Origin of the sequence: Paraburkholderia sp. UCT31 (assembly GCF_014397655.1) — a bacterium.
In the GTDB taxonomy this organism is placed as follows: Bacteria; Pseudomonadota; Gammaproteobacteria; order Burkholderiales; family Burkholderiaceae; genus Paraburkholderia; species Paraburkholderia tuberum.
The window spans coordinates 195,983-211,503 of record NZ_VZQP01000006.1 but is presented as its reverse complement, the minus strand read 5'-3'; the positions used below and the strand labels follow the sequence as shown (position 1 = coordinate 211,503).

Annotated in this window: 16 protein-coding genes and 3 pseudogenes; 7 read left to right on the top strand and 12 right to left on the bottom strand. The window is 58.7% G+C overall.

Annotation, left to right across the window (positions count from 1 at the left end; genetic code table 11):
* Positions 1 to 91 precede the first annotated feature (91 nt).
* Both F6X40_RS06895 and F6X40_RS06890 read right to left on the bottom strand, forming a co-directional pair.
* Positions 92 to 895 carry a hypothetical protein gene (locus F6X40_RS06895; protein WP_187627240.1) on the bottom strand — a complete coding sequence of 268 codons (804 nt, stop codon included), beginning with the start codon at positions 893 to 895 and terminating at the stop codon, positions 92 to 94.
* A 43-nt stretch (positions 896 to 938) separates the two neighbouring features.
* Positions 939 to 1,358, bottom strand: a complete 420-nt coding sequence (locus tag F6X40_RS06890; RefSeq protein ID WP_316251793.1) for an alpha/beta fold hydrolase — start codon at positions 1,356 to 1,358, stop codon at positions 939 to 941.
* A gap of 31 nt (positions 1,359 to 1,389) precedes the next feature.
* On the opposite strand from F6X40_RS06890, the gene F6X40_RS06885 reads away from it, so the two are divergent.
* From F6X40_RS06885 to F6X40_RS06870, 4 genes and pseudogenes are all read left to right on the top strand, one after another.
* Entirely contained in the window at positions 1,390 to 1,653 is a 264-nt protein-coding gene (locus F6X40_RS06885; protein ID WP_262421390.1) for a hypothetical protein, read from the top strand.
* 385 nt (positions 1,654 to 2,038) lie between these two features.
* Positions 2,039 to 4,063 carry an FUSC family protein gene (locus F6X40_RS43180; RefSeq protein WP_187627239.1) on the top strand — a complete coding sequence of 675 codons (2,025 nt, stop codon included), beginning with the start codon at positions 2,039 to 2,041 and terminating at the stop codon, positions 4,061 to 4,063.
* Between the two features lie 99 nt (positions 4,064 to 4,162).
* A pseudogene (locus tag F6X40_RS06875) lies at positions 4,163 to 4,825 on the top strand (aminotransferase class I/II-fold pyridoxal phosphate-dependent enzyme); the annotation flags it as partial.
* A 392-nt stretch (positions 4,826 to 5,217) separates the two neighbouring features.
* Positions 5,218 to 5,703: a hypothetical protein gene (locus tag F6X40_RS06870; RefSeq protein WP_187627238.1), complete on the top strand. Its 486-nt coding sequence runs from the start codon at positions 5,218 to 5,220 to the stop codon at positions 5,701 to 5,703.
* Between the two features lie 74 nt (positions 5,704 to 5,777).
* On the opposite strand, the gene F6X40_RS06865 is transcribed toward F6X40_RS06870, so the two are convergent.
* The 5 genes from F6X40_RS06865 to F6X40_RS42185 all read right to left on the bottom strand — a co-directional run bounded on the left by F6X40_RS06865 (position 5,778) and on the right by F6X40_RS42185 (position 8,336).
* Complete coding sequence (locus F6X40_RS06865) at positions 5,778 to 6,512, bottom strand: immunity 52 family protein (protein WP_187627237.1); 735 nt, start codon at positions 6,510 to 6,512, stop codon at positions 5,778 to 5,780.
* A gap of 72 nt (positions 6,513 to 6,584) precedes the next feature.
* A complete protein-coding gene (locus F6X40_RS42190; protein WP_316251792.1) occupies positions 6,585 to 6,983 on the bottom strand; it encodes a restriction endonuclease fold toxin 5 domain-containing protein in 399 nt (132 codons plus the stop codon).
* 159 nt (positions 6,984 to 7,142) lie between these two features.
* Positions 7,143 to 7,487, bottom strand: coding sequence for a hypothetical protein (locus F6X40_RS06855; RefSeq protein ID WP_187627236.1), 345 nt, complete (start codon positions 7,485 to 7,487; stop codon positions 7,143 to 7,145).
* A complete protein-coding gene (locus F6X40_RS06850; protein WP_184070332.1) occupies positions 7,474 to 7,977 on the bottom strand; it encodes a DUF4123 domain-containing protein in 504 nt (167 codons plus the stop codon). The genes F6X40_RS06855 and F6X40_RS06850 overlap by 14 nt, the downstream gene beginning before the upstream one ends.
* A complete protein-coding gene (locus F6X40_RS42185) occupies positions 7,977 to 8,336 on the bottom strand; it encodes a hypothetical protein (protein ID WP_262421397.1) in 360 nt (119 codons plus the stop codon). Before F6X40_RS42185 ends, F6X40_RS06850 begins: the two co-directional genes overlap by 1 nt.
* Positions 8,337 to 9,015: 679 nt before the next feature.
* On the opposite strand from F6X40_RS42185, the pseudogene F6X40_RS06840 reads away from it, so the two are divergent.
* Positions 9,016 to 9,542, top strand: a pseudogene (locus F6X40_RS06840) (reverse transcriptase domain-containing protein); the annotation flags it as partial.
* A 24-nt stretch (positions 9,543 to 9,566) separates the two neighbouring features.
* Here F6X40_RS06840 and F6X40_RS06835 read toward each other — a convergent pair.
* From F6X40_RS06835 to F6X40_RS42180, 4 genes are all read right to left on the bottom strand, one after another.
* A complete protein-coding gene (locus F6X40_RS06835) occupies positions 9,567 to 10,001 on the bottom strand; it encodes a hypothetical protein (RefSeq protein ID WP_184030258.1) in 435 nt (144 codons plus the stop codon).
* The gene (locus F6X40_RS06830) at positions 9,991 to 10,686 is read right to left on the bottom strand and encodes a M35 family metallo-endopeptidase (RefSeq protein ID WP_187627235.1); all 696 of its coding nucleotides are present in this window, start codon (positions 10,684 to 10,686) and stop codon (positions 9,991 to 9,993) included. Before F6X40_RS06830 ends, F6X40_RS06835 begins: the two co-directional genes overlap by 11 nt.
* A 103-nt stretch (positions 10,687 to 10,789) precedes the next feature.
* Positions 10,790 to 11,203, bottom strand: coding sequence for a hypothetical protein (locus F6X40_RS06825; RefSeq protein WP_187627234.1), 414 nt, complete (start codon positions 11,201 to 11,203; stop codon positions 10,790 to 10,792).
* A 210-nt stretch (positions 11,204 to 11,413) separates the two neighbouring features.
* Positions 11,414 to 11,815, bottom strand: a complete 402-nt coding sequence (locus F6X40_RS42180) for a hypothetical protein (protein WP_262421389.1) — start codon at positions 11,813 to 11,815, stop codon at positions 11,414 to 11,416.
* A 45-nt stretch (positions 11,816 to 11,860) separates the two neighbouring features.
* On the opposite strand from F6X40_RS42180, the pseudogene F6X40_RS06815 reads away from it, so the two are divergent.
* Positions 11,861 to 12,499: pseudogene (locus F6X40_RS06815) on the top strand (alkene reductase); the annotation flags it as partial.
* Positions 12,500 to 12,876: 377 nt separating this feature from the next.
* Here F6X40_RS06815 and F6X40_RS06810 read toward each other — a convergent pair.
* Positions 12,877 to 14,187 carry an Nramp family divalent metal transporter gene (locus F6X40_RS06810; protein WP_187627233.1) on the bottom strand — a complete coding sequence of 437 codons (1,311 nt, stop codon included), beginning with the start codon at positions 14,185 to 14,187 and terminating at the stop codon, positions 12,877 to 12,879.
* 317 nt (positions 14,188 to 14,504) lie between these two features.
* Here F6X40_RS06810 and F6X40_RS06805 point away from each other — a divergent pair, with 317 nt between their 5' ends.
* Positions 14,505 to 15,521: a YncE family protein gene (locus F6X40_RS06805; protein ID WP_260336540.1), complete on the top strand. Its 1,017-nt coding sequence runs from the start codon at positions 14,505 to 14,507 to the stop codon at positions 15,519 to 15,521.

The window sequence follows — 15,521 nt, the reverse complement described above, 5'->3', positions numbered from 1 at the left end:
CCCAGCGTGACACTCGTGGCTTCAGGGAGCGGACGTCCGTAAATCGTCTCCAGAAGCACGAACGATTCAACGCGTTTCCCGCCGACTTCAGTCAGGGCCTCGCATCCTCTGGCCTGGGGCTCCTGGCATCAGCAAAGCGGCTTTGTACCGCGACGAGTTGGTCATCAGTGGTCGCCACCAGCCACAACCGTGCGTGCTCCGCGATTTGGCGGTTGTGGTCCTTCAACGGGCCCATTGCCGCGGCGGACTTCCAGACCACGGGGCCAATTCGGCTGCTCCTGCCCGACGGCGCACCCACCAGCAGGCAGTATGGCCCAAGAGGAAGCGAGACAAACGGAAGGGCCGGACTAGCGCGCACGCGCCAGTCGATGAACGGCGCCTCGCTGATGAGCAGGGGCGTGGGCAAGCCGTAAAGCACACTGAAATCGTACAGCGCCAATTGCTCGCGCATGCCCGCGTAGATACGTCGGATATCGTCGACAACCGCAGCGCGGATTTCATCCTCGAACATGGGTTCTTGCGCATAGCGTGCGGCGGCCTGCTGGGCGCTCAACTGATATGCGCTGAACAGGCCGAGTTCCATGCAGTCCTGCACTGCGCGCTGGACCTCCACGATAGTGCCGGCGTCCTCGGGCCTGCCTAACTGCGCTGCCCTCAAAAACCGGGCGAGTCCCGCTTCCTGGATCGCAGGACCTTCCACAGGCGCATCGTCGTCAGCATCCTTGTCGAGCGGCACGTGAATGTATTCTTCGGCCGCGAAGCGCGACTTCTTGCCTTCGTCAAACTTGATTTCGCCATCGGTGCAGTCCAGATATCGGGTACCGATTCGGCCATGCTCCCAAACCCAATTCTTCAGGAGCGGACGTAGCGGATGCAGTCTGTCTTGATTAGCCATCGAAGCCTCCAGGTACCCCAGTATAGATCCACATGACCGCTTGCTACGTTGGGGAGGGACATGGCATCAAATCTAACCAGTGGACGTGGCTCGAGTTGATTTCGACCGTGGTGCTCCCGGCGCGCTTGGTCATGAAACGTTCGAGATCGGGATTGATTGCGCGGTCTGCCGTCGCGACGACTGCCCAGCTCGGCTTCGTTTTCCATGCCGGGCTTGTGATCGGCACGCCAAACGACTGGGCGGCCGGCATCACCTGTGAGATCGCCATGAACTTCGCTTCGGCGGTGGGTACGTCGGCGGCAAAATCCGTATGGAACTGGGCCTGGTCGAGATACAGGTAGCCGTCTGCGGTTGCTTTGATCGCCTTGGTCGCGGGCGGCATTTTTTTTGTCAGATCCATCGGGCTTTCGCCGGCATCCGGCTGGAATGCAGCCACGTAAACCAGGCCGGCCACCTTCTGCATAGCCGGCATGCTTGGCGCTGAGCTCCCGGCATTGCCCGAAGCAGTAGCGCGCGAGGTGAGAGCGCATTTCGAGAACCTCACTGCGTGGCTCGAACACGTGCTCGAGTCGGGCGCGAGGGGCAACCTGTTCAAACTGGGTGCATCGGTTCAGGCTGAGGCCGCAACGCTCGTGTCGTTGGTCTACGGTGCGATGCTGGCCGCGCGGGCCTATGGCAACGCCGCACTCTTCAAGGACGTCACAGACGGCGCCGTCGAAAGGATTGTCAAGCCACGCAAAAGAACCCGAATCGCCTGACGGTTGGCACGCCAGGTCTCTCGGCGTAGACGACGAATCCGGCGTCGGGGTACCTCGCGACTCGCGCTCGGGATGGTCTTGGACCGCGTGAATTTCGAGTCGTGATCACAGGGCGTGGGCGTTCGGACTTGGCGCGGGCAGTGCTCAGCGGATAATCGCAACAACCGACAATGCAAAGTGAGTGTCGCGGGCGACTGGCGGCTTGTTGGGGCGGACCGGACGCCCGAGTGTCCAGCTAGAGCGGCAGACGAGCCCCATTGCCGCCAGTCGCATATGCGAAAAGCAGACGTTCACAGCGCGGAGTCGGCGGCTATCTCAGCGCGCTGGCAGCGTGAATCCGGGGGACGCCAATTTCCTGGGCCTTGTCGTCCAGCAATCAACGTTCGTGAGCAGCAAAGGTGCGATGACAATAATAGGAAAGCTCGTATCCCTGGTAAGCCGTCGGACCTTGCGGGCTGAAGGTCATGTCTTCGCCATAACGCCCGAGCGCATCGGGATTGCGGAAGGGATACACGCTGCGCTTGCGATGGCGCCGATGCTCTGTGCCGCGGCGATTCTCGGTCGTTCGGATATCGCTTTCGGAGCCGTCGCGGCGTTCTGGAACTGTCTCTGCGATCCGCAAGGGTCCAGGTCACAGCGCCTGAAGGCGATGGCCATCTTCACGGCCATGGGCGTTGTCGTCATGCCGCTGGCGTCCTATGCCGCGCATTGGGGCTATGCCGTCAGCGTTGTCACCCTGTTTGTCCTGGTCTTCCTTTGTGGACTGACACGGTCCTACAAGCCCTCGCTCGGGCCTATGCCGGCGCAGGCGGGGTTGATTGCCTCGCTCGCGGTCGTGATCGGAATTGCGTCGCCCGAGCCGCTTGCCGCTGCACTCGCTCACGGTGGCTATTTTCTGCTCGGGTCAGCATGGACCATGCTGTTTTGCATCTTCCTCTGGCCCGTCCCGTTCCCACAGTCCGCGGGCTTCACGCTCGCGACGATCTTCGGCAGGCTCGAGGACATGGCTGGTTTTTTGGAGTCGCTGGATTCGCGGCCTGGAATGGATGTGCAGGGCTGGACCGAGTTCGATACCGTTTATCGCCGCGGGGTGCGCATGTCGATCGAGCGCGGCAGGGCATTGGCGGCGCATGATGTTCGCAACGGCCCTGATCTCGGGCCGGGCGTCGATGCCGCGGGCAGGGTGTTTTCCACGCTGATCGCAATCGGTCATGCCCGACGCAACGCAGCGATTGGCGACGACGATGGATCGCGGCAATTGCTCCAGGGCCTCCGACAGTTGCTGCAAAGCGTGGCCGCGCAGGCACAGCAAGAACTGCCCATTCCCGATACGCTGATAGCGCAAGCACACGCATTGTTGCGGCAGACGGCTGAACGGACGGACCAAACGGCAAGCGCCGTTGCCTTTGCGGCAAGGGCCATCGCTCGGCTCGCGGACGGGCGACACGCGCTCGCAATGGACCCCGAGACGCCCACGCCTGCCGCCGCTCGCGCGGTCAAGATTGAAAGGCTGGTCTGGGACCATGCGCTGAGGGTGGCTGTCGCATCGGTGCTCGCTTTCATGATCGGCACATCGCTCAGTGTCACGTTTGCATACTGGGGCGTGATCGCTGCAATCGTCGTGACCCAACCGGTTTCCGCCAATACATGGTTGCGCGTGCTGGAGCGTGCATGCGGCAGCCTCATCGGCGGAACGATCGCCGCTGTTCTTCTGACGAGTCTGTCCGGTCCGGTTGCGGTGACATTGGCAATCTTGCCGCTCGCCGCGGTGACCGTCGCATTGAGGTTGGTGAACTACGGTCTGTTCGTTGTCTTCCTGACGCCGATGTTCATGCTGATGTCGGATTTCATCCATCCGGCGGAGGGACTGATTGTCGCTCGTCTTACCAATGAATTCGTCGGTGCCTGCGTAGGCGTGGCGGCGAGCTTTCTTCTCTGGCCGCAAAAGGAGAGTAACGCGCTGAATGCCGTGATCTCAGCCGCGATTTCGGCCAACATGGCATTCGCGTCCGCCGCGCTTCGGATGGCTGGAGGATCGACCGCCACCCTCGATCGCCTCCAACGCGAAGCCGGTCTGGCCAGCTCACGGCTTGAAGTTGCGAGAGAACGTATGCTCCTGGAGGGCCAGCGGCGATCTGCGCGGCTCGAACAACTGCGGAACCTGACCGTCGCGGTGCGGGTGGTTTGCGGCGCCGCCGCGGTGATCGAAGTCCTTCGGAGCGGGGAACCGGACGCACATGACCGGGAAAGGGCCAATCGCTACGATGAGATGACCGCCACACTGCTGGAAGCCCTGACGTCGAGGGAAGCGATGCCACTGAATCAGTCTTTTGAAACGCCGGCAGATGACCTCGAACAGGCGATCCAGCATCTCGTGACCGCATTTGATAGCTACGTGGGAACCGTATAAGAACGCCAGCGAGCCCCTGTTTGACCGCGGCCTTGCGTCGGGGAATTTCCGCGTTTTCGTGACCGTATTCTTTCAAGCGAAATGACGGCAAGTCCGCTCGTCTACGCAATGCCGACGCTGCACAACCCTCTTGGCTGGGTAATGAGCGCGCGGCGGCGCCGCGAGCTTGTCAGTATCGCTCGACAGCATGGACTGATCCTCATCGAGGACGGGGCCTACGCATACCTCGCAGAAGATGCTCCGCCGCCGTTGGCATCGATTGCTCCGGAGACGACGATCTATGTCTCGAGCTTGTCGAAGAGTGTCGCGACAGGTCTGCGCGTCGGTTTCGTCTGCGCACCACGCGAATGGATTCCCAGGCTTGAACGGTTAATCCGGGCCACGACGTGGAACACTCCCGCAACCATGACGGCAATCGCCTGCAACTGGATAAACGACGGCACGGTGGCCCGGCTCGAAGACGAGAAGCGGCGGGATGCGAAGACGCGCCAAATCCTTGCCGCCGAAGGGCTCGGCAAGCTTAAGACGATGAGCCATCCAGCGTCGTACTTCATCTGGATCCCCCTGACGCAGGAAGTCCGCGCCGACGCGATTGCGATGGCGCTGATGCGTGAGCGCATTTCAGTGTCGACGGCCCTGCCGTTCGCGACATCGACGCATGTACCTCACGCCATCCGCCTCGCGATTGGGTCCGTCGATCTGGCCACGCTGCGCCGGTCGCTGGAAACAGTGGCCCGGGTTATTACCGAACAGAGCTACTGACCGGCAAGCGCGAGGGCGCGGTCTGTCCACCAGGATTGTCCGGCCAGGACCTGTCGTCTCACTACGACGTACTTTCTGTTGCGATGCAATCGTAGAACACGCCGCGACATACTCTTTCCCGACGACATCGCACGAAACGACCCTCGAAACGGAATGCGTCGCTTTCGAGTTGCCAGCACAAGCATAAGACCGCTTCGTTCCTGCACAAACCGGTGCAAAACGGAAGGGAGAAATGTGCTGACTGGTGCGCAGCGCCCGCGCACGTCCGCAGCCACCCTGGATGGATAGCATCGCGTTGTAAAGCGTCGAGGTCCCATCCCCGGACTGCGACGTGTGTGGTAGTGCCCGCACCTTCGTGTGCGGGTTTTTTTCTGCCTTTTGGAGGCAGGGAAATGAGGCTGGGTGCAAATGTCTCCAGTGTGCGTGAGTACCTCGGATGGACGCGAACCGAGTTCACGTATCGTTTCGCGCCCGCCACGTTCGACCATAACAACAGGAAGCGCTGCTACGACAATCTTCGTTCGCTCGAAGTGCGAAAGCAGCATTCGTCAGAATTGCTTGCGTGGATGGAACCCGTGCTGAGAATCAGCGTCGCCGTGTTGCAGACCGACGATCTGACCCAACTCACGCATGATGCGATGTCATCGTTGCGTGCCCGGTATGTCGGCCCGCCGATGGATGCGCTTACGGTGGTGGTGAACCGGTGCTGTGATGGTGTCGAGCCGACGCCTGATGAATACCGGGCCGCTATGGAACAGGCGGATAAAGCCGGCAACCGCGAAGAGGTGTTGCAGTTGCTGGAGAAAATCGCAACAGAACGGCGCAAGTGGCATCGTGGTGGATCGCCCCTGAGGCCCAATCGCTGGAATCAGGCGTAACGGCAAAAGGCCCGCGCAGTAGCGGGCCTCTTCGCAGAAAAAGTCCCCGCCGAAGCGGGGATAGCGAGCCGAACTCAGAGATCAACGAAACGCGGCAACAGGTCCTGATCGGCGAGGCGGATTTCGATATCGTTAGCCGCCTTGACGTGCTCCCGGTTGTTCACATCAAAGACTTCATCCGTCACGCTGACGATGATCGTGCCTTGCTGCCTGCCATCGCGCATGACAGGGATTAAGTCGCGCGCTTCCGGCACCTGGGCCGGCGCGAGAGCGTGCGGTAGGTAGAGCATCCAGCTTACGCCTAAGCGGTCATCAAAGACCTGTTGATCCTGATAAGCGCGCGGCCCGAACGTCACATACAGCGAGCGATAAAGCTCAGCCACTTTGGCTACAACTTCGGCCACGGATTTGTAATTGCCTAGCCGCGAAAGACCATTCGCTTTCTCATCCAGAGACAATTCGATGTTATTGGAAATAACTCCTGTGTCGATCATTAAGGACATGATGGCGGTCGCGCCGTCAGTTTGTCTTCCGTTCCATATGCCTATGACTTTCGGTCGATCAATTTTTTTCCCATGTCCATACTCTGCCTTCAAAACATCTATAGCAGCCTTCGACGCTGCTCCATTGGCGAAGACCTCATATTGAAGTGCATCTTGTTGCGTGTCTCCTGCGAGATACCAGTTCCCACCCAAGGTTTCGTCCTTGGTTGCAATAAAGTCGACAATGGCTTTAATGCGTTGAAGATGAAATTCGAATGCGCCTTTTGGTGCGGCAGCTTGATCCCGATGTTGTTCAAGTAAATTCACGATAATCACTCACGGTTGATGGACCGAAGGCACGCCAAACTGGCGAAGTGTGTTCATCATGTAAGCTCGCGTTTACGGTGTCTCAAAGTACCACATTAATCTGCTCGGCGGATTGGCGCGAACAGCTTCTCCTTGATTTGCTATTTGCTCCTGCATTTTTGTGAATCCTTTAAACGGAAATTTCAATTCCTTATTTTCTTTGAAAAATTGATCGTAATTTCCCTTGGCTTCCTGCAAGAGACATTGGGAATGCTGAAACCCATCAAAGTCTATGTCAAGCCAGTCCCATTCCATATTCCAGCCTTCGGCGGTCTCACGGCCTTTTCCGTCCGTTGCTATCGCATACTCGAAGCCGGTAATGCGCGCCTGGTATCGTCGCGGCTCAGGGTTCATGCTGTGGTTCTTTCGCACCAGTGCGCCTTTCTCCGGGGGGGCACTTGCACGGTCTTTCGCGTTCGCGGCTCCGGTCACGCGGCAGTTCGTCCCATCCGCCGTCTGCACCCGCACCAGTGCCGCTGCTGCCTGCGGGACCAGCAGACGGTGCGGCGGTGGGGACCGGAACAGGCATAGGCATTGCATGCGCCATTGCGTTTGCTGCGCGTGCGAGCGTCGCCGGGAATGGAATACCCATCACCGTTTCTCCTTCATTTCCTGTTGCCTTTTACCCGTTGCCTGCATCAACACTTCGAATCGCTGTTCACCCGGAACGCCTGATTTGTACAGCCATGCTATGACCGCCGGAATGCTGTAAAACTCCGGCGTCGTTGCTTCCACATACAGGAAATCGACTATCGGCACGTCATGCGTGAAGCGGAGCAACTTTGTTCGCGCGAAGGCCGCATTAAGCCGGTCGCGCAAAGTCGGATCATTGGCCAGCGCGGGATAATCGCGCACGATATGACCACGGATAAAGTCCACATAGTTACGGTCTTCAGAGGCTTTCAGAAGCGCCCATTGCCCTTCAGTAAATTCCATTGTCGTTGATGGTGAGCCGTTGTCGTTCGTTGAGGTAGTGCCACGCGTCGGCAGCCCTGAAAAGCTCGCGCTCGCTCTTGCCGTGGCATACCGCATTGAGCGCATGCAGCACCCTGGGGTCCCAGAAGCGCAGCAGGGCGGCTCGTCCTTTCGGTATGCCGGTATTCAGGTACGGGCGCAGCTTTGCGGCCTGCCTCTCCAGGCTTTCTGAGGTAATCAGCCAGATCACGCCAGGGCGGGCCTGTTCGAGTTCGCCCAGGTCCGCAAGATGGTCGCGCGCCGTCTTCGGATCAACCAGCCACGGCCCCGCGTGTGCGAGTGCCATGTCGTTCGTGCCCGCGAACAGCGAAACCGTCATGTGGTCTTCGGGCGTGAGTTGCTGGCCGGTATGCTGCTCGTACTGGATTCCGTCCACTAGCGCCAGCACGCGGCCGCTGTAGTGCCGTTCCCCATACTGTCGAAGCTGTTCATTGACAGAGGCGGGAATCATCAGCGCTCCAGGGTCATCGCGCCTTGCCCGGCAGCGTGAATCATGCATTCGAGACAGATGGACGACTGCGGAAGCACCGGCCAGGGCGTTGCGCCGTAGCGCGATAACGGGCCTTTTTTCTGCACGGTATTAGGGGAGCGTCCGCGACAATCGCACGCCCACGCGTAACCCAAGGCTTCGGCCATCTCGTAACCGGTTGCATACGACTTCAGCGTGTCGAACGGAAACCATTCGCCGGTTTCGGCATTCAGCGCCATTGCCGACGGCATTGGCGGGAAGTTCGAGTAGACTGAATAAGTGATACGGCAAAGCCCGCACTCTTCCTTGTCCCCGGTTTCATTCAGTTTCTGTTGTTCCATCTGACCTCTGCTGTTTTCCAGACACATCCGACGAATTAACCATCTAAAACGCGACACGGTCAACGACTTTAAATTGAGATAAAACTGTTTTGACAGATATTCACAATTGCTCTGCCTATCTCATTTTCAGGTGCATTTTTCCAGTGTCACCGTCCAACAAAAAAAGCGGCATTGAGCCGTAATGCCGTTCAGTTAAGGTCTTTTTTGAGGTATCGAACGGTATAACGGAAAGGTCTGGATTTGACGACCCGAGCGCAAGTGCGCCCGGGCCGTTTTTCGTGTGCGCCCAGCATGGGCGCACTCCTGGAGGTGCAAGTCCTCCCATAAGCTGACCACAGCGAATGAAGTGAAGCGCAACTGCGTAAGGGTGACCGAGCGTGGGGAGGAAGCGTGGAGCAAAGCCGTGAGCCGATGGACAAGAACCGGATATGAGGCGGCACCGATCAGGGCGAGCGGGCACGAATCTGCGAAGCTCTTGTGGTCAAGGATTGGTGCCGTAAATCCGGCGGTTGTGCGGTGAAGGAGTGCTTTCTTACCTGGGGAGATCTCGCCTCATGCCTGAAAGGGCAACGGTGTCGAACCGGAGCGAGAAGTCAGCCGAGGTCGTAGTAGTCACAGGACAGGTCGGCAAGGCTGAAGCTGGTGACGAAGGACCGAACGGGAAGGAGTGTTCAGGGATATGCCGATGCGGCAGGCAATGCGTCAGATGCCCGTGCAAACGGGGCGAGCGGGAGCAGCGCGTGGTGAAGCTGCGCATGTACCTGTGAGCGACGAAGCCGGCTGCCCGCGGCATGAACCCGGGAGCACAGGGTCAGCGTTGATGGAAGCGGCGTTGACGAGAGAGAACCTGAAGCGGGCGTTCAAACGGGTGCGGGGCAACAAAGGAGCCGCTGGCGTGGATGGTCTGAGCGTTGACCAGACTGCGCGCCATCTGGTGACGGCGTGGCCAGCGATTCGTGAACAACTGCTGAAGGGGACGTACCGGCCCAGCCCGTACGGCGGGTGACGATTCCGAAGCCGGACGGAGGCGCGCGCGAGCTTGGTATCCCGACGGTAACGGACCGGTTGATCCAGCAGGCTCTGCTGCAGGTGCTGCAGCCGGTTCTGGATCCCACCTTCAGCGAGCATAGCTACGGCTTCCGGCCCGGACGGCGTGCACACGATGCGGTGCTTGCCGCGCAGTCGTACGTGCAGCCATGCCGGAAAACCGCGCTTAGGGACGTGCTCGCTTCACTTTCCGTCGCAGCAATTATTAGGACAACCGGGGGACAGTTCAATCTCCACACGTCGGACCTTTTCAGGCGGCTCGACGAAATGCTCAAGGGGCTTGTATATTCCAGCGCGGACGTCGTATGGAACTTGAGTAAGACCAAACTGCATCAGCATTGCCTTTGCTGTGTCCGCACGTTGCATTGCCAACTGCTTAGGCTCTTTTTCGCTTGCCTCAGCCACTCCACCAATGGACAGTACCTCTTGAATAGGATACTTAAGGCGCATGTCGATGGCCCAATTTGCCAATTTTAAAATTTGATCCGCCGATACCTGCGTCGAGTTTCTTTCAAAATACAAATCGATATTTTGACCCGGAAGGTTCTGAGATGTATTGCATGCTTGTGCGCTGATAGACAGCAGCCCAAATGCCAAGGCACCCAATTTAATATTCATATACGACGTATCCCGCCAGGCTATCTGCATTATTAATTGCTTGCTGCGGATTTTCTTGCCCCCAGGTTGCCAAGAATCTTGTGATCGTATATTTCCAATCTTTGCTCCAAAAAGTGTCCGTAAAGTGCGTGCACTCATGAATGATCGTTGACAGCTTCGAATCCCCTCCTGACGTGAAATCACGGGTTTCGCAAAAGACCTCGTGAATACTAATGGTATGCGTGGCTGTATCAGGGGCGCAAACGTGCGCAGCAGAACCACTGCTGACCGGATGGGGCAAACACCCAAGAACACGGTCAAGCTCAGGAGACTGCCGAATAAAATTCTTGGGTTGGAGACCACGCATAACTCTATTGACTGCGGTAAATCCTTGAATCAGAAGATTGCGCGTTGCATTGTCCTTCGTGCCAAACCAATTGGCGACGCGCGCTTGCTCTGAAAGACTCCATGTGTTCAATGCAGCTATTCGCTTGTCAACCAAAACAACCGCATCGTCGCGCAACTTCATGACCTTGGCGCGAAATTCGGCGTCCGTCATGTTTGGGCATATTGGTGTAGTGTCAATTGTCACATAAACCATTGAGCCCGGATTCGTGTTCGTCACTGCGCCAGAATGAACCTCGAACCATTCTTCATTTTCGTTCGCCTTGAAACCGTACTTATTGCGTTCACCAGATTCGTTCATTCCGGATTTCTCCTGTAATGTAAAGTATCAAGCTTGATACTGCATTCGTCTTGATGCGTTCGGTCTTTCCATGCGTCTCGATCCCTCACTACAGGAATCCCCATCAGACGCCCGCGCTGATTTCGAGTGTTAGCCGCCGCGCGTCTTTGGTGCTGATTCGCTGTGTGCGGCCTGCGGCGTCCGTGACGCCACTTGCTACTACGTTCAGGCCAACACGCGCTCGATAGCGCGCGTTCGCGAATGGTCGGCCTTTACGATCTCTCAGTACGAACTGTTCATCGAAACGATTCCGGGAGCGTTCCCGGCAATCGCACGCCCATGCGTAACCGAGGGCTTCAGCCATCTCGTAACCATTTGAATACGACTTCAGCCTATCGAACGGAAACCATTCGCCGGTTTCTGCGTTCAGCGCCATTGCGGACGGCATTGGCGGGAAGTTTGAGTAGATTGAATAGGTGATACGGCAAAGCTGGCATTCTTCCTTGCCCTCGGTTTCATCCTGTTTCTGTTGTTCCATCTGACCTCTGCTGATTTTCCAGAACGCACCCCGAGGAATTAACCATCCAAAATGCGACACGGTCAATGACTTTAATTCGAGATAAAACCGTTTTGACAGATCTTCACAATTGCTCTTTCTATCTCATTTTCAGGTGCGGTTTTCCAATCTCACCGTCCAACAAAAAAAGCGGCATTGAGCCGCTTTTTTTCCGTAAGTGATCGACGCCGGTTAGTGCTTTGACCACGAAGCGTCCATAGCCGCCAGTTTCCCGTTCGCGCCCTGCGCAGCGTCAGCGAGAATCGCTGCGGCGTCCTGCGGTGTCAATTGGCGGTTAGGAAGCCCCTTGGGGTCGAGCGCAAGCACCGTGAACAGTTCCTGATCGCAGCGATTGGCGGCGTAGTAGTCCTCGCCGAGCTGGATCATCACCTCCAGCAGGTTCCGGTGTTCGTGCCTTTCCTCGGCAGTCACAGCAGGACTCCTGAACATCGAGGTCGCAAGTGTAATCAGATGTCGGAGTTGCTGCCCCTGCCAGTCGCAAAGATGGAAGGCGGCCAGCGCGAGCCGTTCATACTGGAGAGCGTCTACAGGGGGACGGTAGGGAGATTGCTGCTTCCTGGTGGGTTTTGTCATGCGCGGTCCCGGTTATCGTGAAAGATCGCCCGGACACATAGGGAGGTCCCGCGCGCGCTGGAAACCGACGAGATCGCCGGCGTGGTTGCGGCCTACCGGCACGGCGCTGAAAACGCCAGAAAGGCAGGGTTCGACGGCGTGGAAGTCCACTGCGCCAACGGTTATCTGCTTGACCAGTTCCTGCAGGACTCCACCAATCAGCGCACTGACGCATATGGTAGGTCGATCGAGAACCGTGCGAGACTGCTGCTCGAAGTCACGGACGCGTGCGTCGCCATATGGGGCGCCAACCGGGTCGGCGTGCATCTGTCTGCGCGCGGTGACGTGAAGTCGATGGGCGATTCGGACCCTGCGGCCACCTTCGGCTATGTCGCAGGCGAGCTCGGCAAACGCCGCATTGCCTTCATCTGCGCGCGTGAAGCGCTGGGAGACGACCGGCTCGGACCCGCGCTGAAGGCAGCATTCGGTGGCATCTATATCGCCAACGAAAAGATGACCAAGCACACCGCCGAACGTTTGCTTGCGGTCGGCGACGCCGACGCGGTTGCTTTCGGGCAGATGTTCATCGCCAACCCGGACCTGCCGCGCCGACTTAGATTGGACGCATCGCTCAATGAGCCGCGGCCCGAGATGTTCTATCACCCAGGGGCAGAAGGGTACATGGATTACCCGGCGCTTGCCTGACCGTACAAATAGCCACCCCCGGGCCTCGCACCGGCGAGGCTTTCTTTGGGACGATCAGCCCAGACAACGGAGAAGCCCGCCAGGTCGACGTACGCTTGCACCAGGAGATGCCGCTTCGGACCTCATCCGCATAGCCAGCCAGGTGCCCATGGGTCAACGCCGTTCTTACCGTATGTTTCACAACTCAAGGCGAACATGGAAGCAGCGATCGTCCCTAGGCATGCACCGGCATCGCAGACGAAAGCGAACGAATCGACAAGCCGTTTTTGGAGCCGGAGCTCTGGTCCCCCAGCGGTCAGTCGATGGCTGGCGAACAAACTTCGCCGTCCATCGCACCGGGAGCGCGGCCCATCCCGAAAGAGTCCGGGTGGGCTGCATCAGCTTGCAGGCATGCCCGGAATGCTGACGCCGAACGACTGAAGCAATAGCACCGCATTCAGCGCGAGGATGACGACCGTCGCGGCAATCGCTGCAATGTCCGTTAGCCGTCTATTGACGAACTCGCCCATGATGTCTTTGCGGCGAGTGAAGAGCACCAGCGCCACCATCGGGATCGGCAACGCAAACGAAAGAACGACCTGACTGATCACCAGCGCCTGGGTGGCATTCACGCCGAGGCCGACGACCACGAACGCCGGCACCATGGTCACCAGACGTCGCACCCAGACGGGAATCCGGAAACCGACGAAGCCCTGCATGATCATCTGGCCAGCCATGGTGCCGACAACGGAGCTGGAGATCCCCGAGCTGATGAGCGAAATCAGGAAAACCGCCGCCGCGCCCGCACCGAGCAACGGCGTGAGCGTATGGTAAGCAGTTTCGATTTCCGCGACGTCGCGGTGGCCGGCATGGAATGCCGCGCTGGCCATGATTACCATGGCCATGTTGACGAGTCCTGCGAAGAAAAGCGCAACGATGACTTCCCGGTTCGAAAAACGCAGCAGTGCGCGGTGCTCGCTCGCGTTGCTCGCCGGAGTCCGGCCCTGAGTCAGCCCGGAATGGAGATAGATCGCATGTGGCATCACGGTGGCGCCCACGATACCGACCGAAACGGTCAGCGCTTCCCGGTTCTGCATTGAGGGCAAGATCGAGTGCAATCCGGCCTGTCCCCATGCGACGGGCGCAATGAACAATTCCACCAGGTAACACAGACCGATCACAGCAACGAGCGCGCCGATGATGATCTCCATTGGCCGGTAGCCGCTTTTTTCAAACACCAGGATGCCGTATGTCACCACGGCGGTCACCGCCATGCCGGCCATCAACGGCATTTTGAGCAGCAACGCGAGGCCGATTGCGCCACCGAGGAATTCGGCCAGGTCGGTTGCCATCGCAGCCACTTCGCTGACACACCACATGACGAAGACGGCCTTGCGCGGCAGTTGCTCGCGACACATTTCCGCCAGATTACGGCCCGTCACGATGCCGAGTTTGGCAGAGAGCGCCTGGAACAGCATGGCGATCAGGTTGGCCATCAGTACCACCCACAGCAGCGTGTACCCAAACTGGGAACCGGCCTGGATGTTGGTCGCGAAATTGCCTGGGTCCATGTAGGCGATCGAGGCAATCACTGCGGGCCCGGCGAACAGCAGCGCAGAGCGCAAGCCGGTTCGTTTGCCGGCCAGCACATCGCGAATCGCAACAGTCGTGCGATCTGTGAGCGTATTTTTGCCGGCAGTGCTGTTCATGGACACTTCCCGACTTCTCTGGACGAACGTGGCACTGCTATTACTCCAGGTTCTTTAGCGCGTGATGGCAATATACAACGGCCAAACTCCGCGGATGAACGGGGCGGGTGCTGCGCAAAGCGCGCCCGGGGCCGCGGGAAGCTCGGTCAAATACGGCGAAATCGCATGCGCATCGTCAGCTTCGCCTGAAATTTGTTAGGCTACTGACAGGAAGCGGTTGAGCATCGCTCCATATCAGCGCCATTCGCAATTCGTCCTTGCGTGACGGTGAATCCATCCAGCAGAATGAGTGGTTAATTCTCTCATGCACGCCCTCCATGAAGCTTTCACGTCGCGAAGTACTTGGCCGTAGTCTGGCCATTCCCCTGAGTCTCGGCCTGTCGCCTTTCCTCGCCCTTCGTTCAGGTATCGCCAGCGCGGCGCCCCCCAATCTCGCTATCGTAATGAATTCCGGCGAAGCCAGCGTTTCGGTCATCGACATGGCGTCGCACAAGATCGTCCGGACATTGCCGACGTTGCGCGAACCCAGTCACTGGGCGCTTTCGCGCGACAGAAGCAAGCTCTATATTGCCGACGCCAGCGGCAATGCACTGTTCATTGTCGACCCGCACACCGGTTTGGCGCTTGGCCATAAGGTGATCGCCGATCCGTACCAGCTTGGCTTCACGCCGGATTTCCGCTACCTCGTCGTCAATGCACTGCGGCTCAACTATGTCGACATCTACCGCCCCGACGACCTGACGCTCGTCAAGCGCTTCTCGCCCGGCGGCATGCCGAGCCACCTCGACTTCTCGCCGGACTCGCGCTGGAGCTTCAATTCGATGCAGGAGTCCGGCACGCTCGTTTCATTCGACCTGACGAACCTGACGATCCGCTGGAAGTCGAACGTCGGATCGACCCCCGCCGGCGTGCTCTGGCACAACGGCAAGGTACTGGTCTGCGTGATGGGCAGCGACCATGTGGCGGAAGTCGATCCAGTGACGGGTAACGTGCTGCGGCGGGTGAAAACCGGCGTCGGCCCGCACAATGTCTTTCTTACGCCCGACGGCGCGACGCTCTACGTGAGCAACCGGATCGGCGGCTCGCTGGTGGCGCTCGATCCAACCACCCTCGAGCTTCGTCGTACCTATCCGTTCCACGCTGCGGGGCCAGATGATATTGCTGTCGGCCCCGACGGCAAGCTATGGGTGACGCTGCGTTTCCGGGAGCAGGTCGCCGTACTCGATCCAGCCAGCGGTAACTATGAGACCATTAATGTCGGACGCTCGCCGCACGGCATCTTCCTCACCACCGAAATGAGCCGCCCAGGTCTCGTTACCGCCGAAACGCTCTAA

Bases quoted from the DNA above. Each gene is read 5' to 3' on its own strand.
- F6X40_RS06850 (WP_184070332.1), bottom strand. From the start codon at position 7,977: ATGATTCCCGCCTCTGTCAATGAACAGCTTCGACAGTATGGGGAACGG.
- F6X40_RS42180 (WP_262421389.1), bottom strand. From the start codon at position 11,815: ATGACAAAACCCACCAGGAAGCAGCAATCTCCCTACCGTCCCCCTGTA.
- F6X40_RS06890 (WP_316251793.1), bottom strand. From the start codon at position 1,358: ATGCAGAAGGTGGCCGGCCTGGTTTACGTGGCTGCATTCCAGCCGGAT.
- F6X40_RS06825 (WP_187627234.1), bottom strand. From the start codon at position 11,203: ATGGAACAACAGAAACAGGATGAAACCGAGGGCAAGGAAGAATGCCAG.
- F6X40_RS06805 (WP_260336540.1), top strand. From the start codon at position 14,505: ATGAAGCTTTCACGTCGCGAAGTACTTGGCCGTAGTCTGGCCATTCCC.
- F6X40_RS06895 (WP_187627240.1), bottom strand. From the start codon at position 895: ATGGCTAATCAAGACAGACTGCATCCGCTACGTCCGCTCCTGAAGAAT.
- F6X40_RS06870 (WP_187627238.1), top strand. From the start codon at position 5,218: ATGAGGCTGGGTGCAAATGTCTCCAGTGTGCGTGAGTACCTCGGATGG.
- F6X40_RS06810 (WP_187627233.1), bottom strand. From the start codon at position 14,187: ATGAACAGCACTGCCGGCAAAAATACGCTCACAGATCGCACGACTGTT.
- F6X40_RS42185 (WP_262421397.1), bottom strand. From the start codon at position 8,336: ATGGAACAACAGAAACTGAATGAAACCGGGGACAAGGAAGAGTGCGGG.
- F6X40_RS06830 (WP_187627235.1), bottom strand. From the start codon at position 10,686: ATGAACGAATCTGGTGAACGCAATAAGTACGGTTTCAAGGCGAACGAA.
- F6X40_RS06855 (WP_187627236.1), bottom strand. From the start codon at position 7,487: ATGGAATTTACTGAAGGGCAATGGGCGCTTCTGAAAGCCTCTGAAGAC.
- F6X40_RS06835 (WP_184030258.1), bottom strand. From the start codon at position 10,001: ATGAATATTAAATTGGGTGCCTTGGCATTTGGGCTGCTGTCTATCAGC.